5 protein-coding genes are annotated in these 5573 nt (G+C 61.0%); 4 read left to right on the forward strand and 1 reads right to left on the reverse strand.

Annotated features, from left to right (window positions below; genetic code table 11):
- Positions 1 to 71: 71 nt before the first annotated feature.
- Positions 72 to 989 (reverse strand): LysR family transcriptional regulator, encoded by a 918-nt coding sequence (locus Q4E95_RS10775; RefSeq protein WP_303383310.1) that lies wholly within the window; start codon positions 987 to 989, stop codon positions 72 to 74.
- A 145-nt stretch (positions 990 to 1134) separates the two neighbouring features.
- Between Q4E95_RS10775 and Q4E95_RS10780 the strand changes: the two genes are divergently transcribed.
- The 4 genes from Q4E95_RS10780 to Q4E95_RS10795 all read left to right on the forward strand — a co-directional run bounded on the left by Q4E95_RS10780 (position 1135) and on the right by Q4E95_RS10795 (position 5515).
- Positions 1135 to 2328, forward strand: a complete 1194-nt coding sequence (locus Q4E95_RS10780; protein ID WP_303383311.1) for a cytochrome P450 — start codon at positions 1135 to 1137, stop codon at positions 2326 to 2328.
- A 74-nt stretch (positions 2329 to 2402) separates the two neighbouring features.
- Complete coding sequence (locus Q4E95_RS10785) at positions 2403 to 2726, forward strand: 2Fe-2S iron-sulfur cluster-binding protein (protein WP_303383312.1); 324 nt, start codon at positions 2403 to 2405, stop codon at positions 2724 to 2726.
- A 5-nt stretch (positions 2727 to 2731) separates the two neighbouring features.
- Positions 2732 to 4018: an NAD(P)/FAD-dependent oxidoreductase gene (locus Q4E95_RS10790; RefSeq protein ID WP_303383313.1), complete on the forward strand. Its 1287-nt coding sequence runs from the start codon at positions 2732 to 2734 to the stop codon at positions 4016 to 4018.
- A 69-nt stretch (positions 4019 to 4087) separates the two neighbouring features.
- On the forward strand, positions 4088 to 5515 hold the full coding sequence (locus Q4E95_RS10795; RefSeq protein ID WP_303383314.1) for an MFS transporter: 1428 nt from the start codon (positions 4088 to 4090) through the stop codon (positions 5513 to 5515).
- Positions 5516 to 5573 lie beyond the last annotated feature (58 nt).

Raw genomic sequence — 5573 nt, forward strand, 5'->3', positions numbered from 1 at the left:
TACATCACCGTTCGCGCGGCGCAGCACCACACCGGTCACCTTGATGACGGGACGACTTTGGTCGGCAATCGTCACGACTGATTGCCCTGGTTGCCAACTGAAAAGATGTTTCTCGCGAGTTCCACGCATGCAATGGTAGGTGGGTTCATTCGGATCGACTTGTTCCAAACCAGACAGATGTCGACCGGGGGCGCTTGGGACGTCAGCGGACGGACGGTCAGTTCGCGTCCAGTCCATGTGAAATCCCCATGGGGGTGTTGAATCAAGATGGCACAACCCAACTCCTTACCCACGAGCGAGCGGGTGACCTCGTAATCCGTGGCGCGAAACCTGATGCGTGGTCGTATCCCGGCTTGTTCGAAGAGGGACATCGTGTTCTCGCGACTCGGGTGCACATCCAGGAGGATGAGCGGTTCGTCCGCGAGATCCTGGATGGAAACCGACGGTTTGGAGGCCAGCCTGTGATTCTCCGCCATCACAACTGTGTGGGGTAGGTGCTTCAAGGGCAGGATCCCCAGATCGTCTGGGAGTGAGAACGCGTACACGAGGGCCGCATCGATAGTTCCTGTTTGGAGTTCATGGAACAGCTCCGACTGGCTGCCAATGACAAAGTCCAGATCGACCCGTGGATGCTGCTGGGCATATTCGCCCAACAGTTCGGCTAACACGGTAGGCCCCAGCGTGGCGTAGCTGCCCAGTCGAAGAGTTCCCGAGAGGTTTTCATCGAGGGCCTCGACGCGGCCGAGTTCGGATGCTTCACGCAGCAAATTGAGGGCCCGCGAGAATGCTTCCCGTCCGGATGACGTGAGTTCAACTCCGTGAGAACGACGGCGCAGCAAGAGTTGCGCGTCAAGGGCCCGTTCCAGGTCGGTCAGGGCGCTAGCAATGGCGGACGCGGAAACGTGCAACTTCGCCGCCGCACCAGCGATGCTGCCCAGCTGAGCAACGGTCACGAAGTACTCGAGCTGGCGCAGGGTGTAACTGACCATGGGACCTCAGCACCTCGCAAGCTCGTTCCTCAATTTTTCTTGGGTAGTACAAATATTAGTTCTGCTTTTCGATACAAGCGATCCAGCTCACACTGGTGTGAAGACCTCGAACAGAACCGCGATCCACCCAGGGAGCTCGACGATCATGAACCCCGCAGTTGCAGACGCCATCGACTGCCCCACGGCAGACTGGGTCACCATCAGTGACCTCCACGACAACCCCTATCCGATTTACGAGAAACTTCGCTCGGAAGCTCCGGTCCATTGGGTGCCCGCCGTGAACCGGTACATGGTGTTGACCTACGAGGCGTGCCACATCGTTGAACAGGATGCGGACCGGTTCTCCGCCAATGAAACCGGATCGCTGATGAAGCGGGCCATGGGTCATTCAATGCTCCGGAAAGACGATCCCGAGCACAAAGTAGACCGTGCCTCATACGGCAGCACACTGCGTCCGGCCACGATCAAGAACCACTGGAACGCGATCTTCCGGCAGAACAGCGCCAAGTACCTGAATGAGCTGAAGTCCAAAGGGCCGGGTGCCGATTTCATCTGGGATTACGCTGCTCCCTACGCTGCGGAGAACCTTCGGCTGATCTGCGGTTTCCACAACGCCTCGCAGCAGGACATGCAGCGGTGGAGCCAGACCATGATCAATGGCACCGGAAACTACGCGGATGATCCCGAGGTCTGGGCCAAATCAGAACGCTCAGCCGCGGAAGTCGATCAAGCCATCGACGAGATGCTGCCCTACCTCAAGGACAACCCGGATTCGAGCCTTCTGTCCGGCCTGGCGTCCATGCCCATCCCCATGGACGCCATCCGCGCCAATTTGAAAATGACCATCGGCGGTGGCCTCAATGAACCCCGGGATGTTCTGAGCACTACGGTGTGGGCCCTCTTGACTCACCCCGAGCAGCGGGACCAAGTCATGGCGGATCCGAAATTCTTCGCGGCAGCCTTCGAGGAGTCCGTCCGGTGGGTTGCTCCCATTGGTATGTATCCCCGCGAAGTGGTTGAGGACACCGTTCTTGAAGGGGTCAAAGTGCCAGCGGGAGCGCGGTTGGGTGTGGTGGTGAGCTCGGCCAACCGGGATCCCGAAGTCTGGGACGACCCCGAGTCGTTCGACATCAACCGACCGAAGCGCCCTCACTTGGCATTCGGCGGCGGACAGCACTACTGCGCCGGCACCTGGGTGGGGCGGTCATCGGTTGCCGGAGTGGCCATGCCGGAGGTCTTTGCGGAACTACCCGGGCTGCGCCTGGACCCAGAAGACCCCGCCGTGATCGAAGGGTGGGTATTCCGCGGGATGACCCATATGCCCGTCTTGTGGGGCTGACCCCACAACCTCACATTTCCTGACCTCGGGCTCCGCGCGATCCGACGAGCCACGTCACAAATCAAAGGATGATCATGGCCACAATCAATTACCACCAGCCGGACGGCTCCACCTCGACCATCGAAACAGACGAGACGACTACGGTCATGCGAGCCGCCGTGAACAACGGGGTGAGCGGGATCGTGGGAGAGTGCGGGGGCCAAGCCATGTGCGCCACGTGCCACGTGTACGTTCGAGACGAGTTCCTGGATCAGCTGCCGCCCATCAGCGACGATGAAGAAGAAATGCTGGAATGCACGGCGGACCCGCGCCAGGACAACAGTCGTCTGGGTTGTCAGATTCCCATTGACGGGTCCCTGGAACGAATCGACGTGGACGTTCCGGAATCGCAGGTGTGACGACCATGTCGAGCATCCTCTTGAATCGCCCCGCGCAACGGGACACGGCTTTCTCCGGTCAGGCACCGTCCGTGGTGATCGTTGGTGCCGGTCACGCGGGGATCGAAGTAGCCGATTCCCTCCGTAGTAACGGTCACACGGGTCCGGTCACAATCATCAGTGACGAAGACTGCTTGCCGTATCAGAGACCACCTCTCTCCAAGGAGTACACGAGCGCCGCGAGCGCGCCACAGCCATTGCTTTTGCGGGGCGAGCAATGGTTCGAGACCAACCAGGTCGAGTTTCTTCGCGGCAAGGTTGTGCACTCCATCAATCGACGGGCCCGCCGCATTTCTCTGGGCGACGGCACGAACTTGCCGTATGACTTTCTGGTCCTCGCCACCGGCGCCGCACCGAGAACATTGGAGTGTGTGGGGGCGGACCTAGCTGGAGTGGTCACGCTCCGGAACATGCAGGATGCTCAGATCCTGTCCGATCATCTGGGGGAGGCCTCTTGCCTGGTGGTGGCCGGGGCGGGCTTCATCGGCTTGGAACTGGCGGCGACAGCGCGCCAACGCGGAATCGACGTCACGATCGTTGACCGTAACGAGCGCCCCATGGCGCGCGCGGTCAGCGCGACAACCGGCGAATGGTTCTCAGCTGCCCACTCTGACGCCGGCGTGAGCTTCAGCTTCGGAGATTCCGTGACGGCATTGCGCGGTGAGAACGGGCGAGTCCAAGAAGTGGAGACGGCCAAGGGACGCCGGATTCCCGCGGATCTCGTGGTGACCGGAATCGGAGTTCTGCCGCGGACCGGACTGGCGGAGGATGCGGGGCTGGACGTCGACAACGGGGTTGTCGTCGATGGAAACCTGAGGACCAGTGACCCTCACATCTTTGCCGTGGGCGACTGTGCCGTTTTTCCGAGTGCCCGCTCCGAGCATCCGTTGCGACTGGAATCGGTCCAGAACGCCACGGATCAGGCCCGGCACGTGGCCGGGGGTATTACCGGCGCGGGTGATGACTACGACCAAGTTCCATGGTTTTGGTCGATCCAGGGACCGTGGAAGCTTCAAATAGCGGGTTTGTCCGCAGGCGTCGATCGAATCGTGGTCAGAGAGCACACGGAGCGGAAGCTCGCCGTGTTCTGTTACCGCAACGATCAGCTGATCGCGGTCGAAACCGTCAACAACCCGGCGGTTCATATGGCGGCCCGGAAGATACTGGCGGCCAACGTCGCCCTGAGCCCTGAACAAGCTGCAGATGCGTCCATCAATTTGAAAGACGTGCTCGCGAGCGCCCCGGCGGCGTAAGCGCTCAGCGTTCCTTCGGTTCAACCTCACAAGCGGACCAGCCAGGTGCGCTCCATTCAGAGGATTCTCATGTCAAACAATGCACCGTCAAAGCGAGCCACTCAACGCAGAGTTGGGGCGGCTACCGTCATCGGCACCACGATCGAGTGGTACGACTTCTTCATTTACGGCACCGCGGCCGGACTGGTTTTTTCGCAGTTGTTCTTCGAACCTGCCGGTCCCCAAATCTCCCTGCTCCTGGCGTTCGCGTCGGTGGGTATTTCCTTCCTGTTCCGCCCCCTGGGTGCGTTCTTGGCCGGCCACTTCGGTGACCGTATCGGTCGCCGCGCCATCCTGGTCATCACGCTCGTGGGTATGGGCGTTGCAACCACGCTGATCGGCTTGCTCCCCACATACGGGGCCATCGGCGTGGCTGCGCCCGTGATGCTCCTCCTGTTACGCGTCCTCCAGGGCATCTCTGCCGGAGGTGAATGGGGCGGCGCGGTGCTGATGGCTGTCGAGCATGCGCCCCAGGAACGTCGGGGCATCATGGGTGCTCTTCCCCAGATTGGGGTGCCCCTGGGCATGCTGCTGGCATCCGGTGTCATGGCTTTGATGACCGGCGTTGTTTCACCCGGCGAGGCATTCGTGGAATGGGGGTGGCGCGTTCCGTTCCTCATCTCATTCATCATGATCGTGGTCGGCTACTTCGTGCGTCGCGCCGTCGAGGAGTCCCCGGTGTTCGAGGAAATTGCGGAACGCGCTGAGCAGACCAGCGTTCCCATTGCCGTGCTGCTTCGCACGTACTGGCCCTTGGTGATCCTGTGTGCCCTGATTTTCGCGGGTAACAATGCGGCCGGGTACATGACAACGGGAGGGTTCATCACCAGCTACGCGACGGATCCTTCAGGGCCGGTGGGCCTTGGTCGCACGTCGGTGTTGCTCGTCGTGACGGCCAGTGCGGCGTTGTGGCTGGTCTTCACCCTGGCGGGAGGGTGGCTATCCGATCGGATTGGGCGTAGGAGTACCTACATCATTGGATACATCCTCCTAATGGCGGCGGCCTTCCCGCTGTTCTTGCTCGCCGACATGGGGACCACCGGTTCGCTGTTCCTGGGGTTGGCGTTCTTCAGCGTTGGGCTGGGTCTGACCTATGGCCCTCAAGCCGCGTGGTACTCCGAGATTTTTCCGGCGTCCATCCGCTTCTCCGGTGTCTCGATCTCGTACGCCCTGGGTGCAATTTTGGGCGGTGCATTTTCCCCTCTCATCGCCCAAGCCCTTCTGCAGCGCACCGGTGGGACAGTTGCGATCTCCGGATACCTGATCGCCATGGCCATTATTGGTCTGGTGGCGGCCTTGTGCCTGCGCGACCGCCAGCACATTCCGCTGGGTATTGATCACGAGGCGGAGCAGCGCCGCGGTGCCATGCGATTTGGTGCATTGTCCAAGTCATTTGACGGTTCGCCCTTGACAGCTCCCAGTGGGCGCGATGAGGTGGGGCAACGACCCGGCAATTGACTAGGAGACACCGTGACCAGCACGCTCGGGGCCCTCACCGTTCCGTTGATCCAGGCCC

Source organism: Kocuria sp., from assembly GCF_030536815.1.
Taxonomy (GTDB): Bacteria; Actinomycetota; Actinomycetes; order Actinomycetales; family Micrococcaceae; genus Kocuria; species Kocuria gwangalliensis.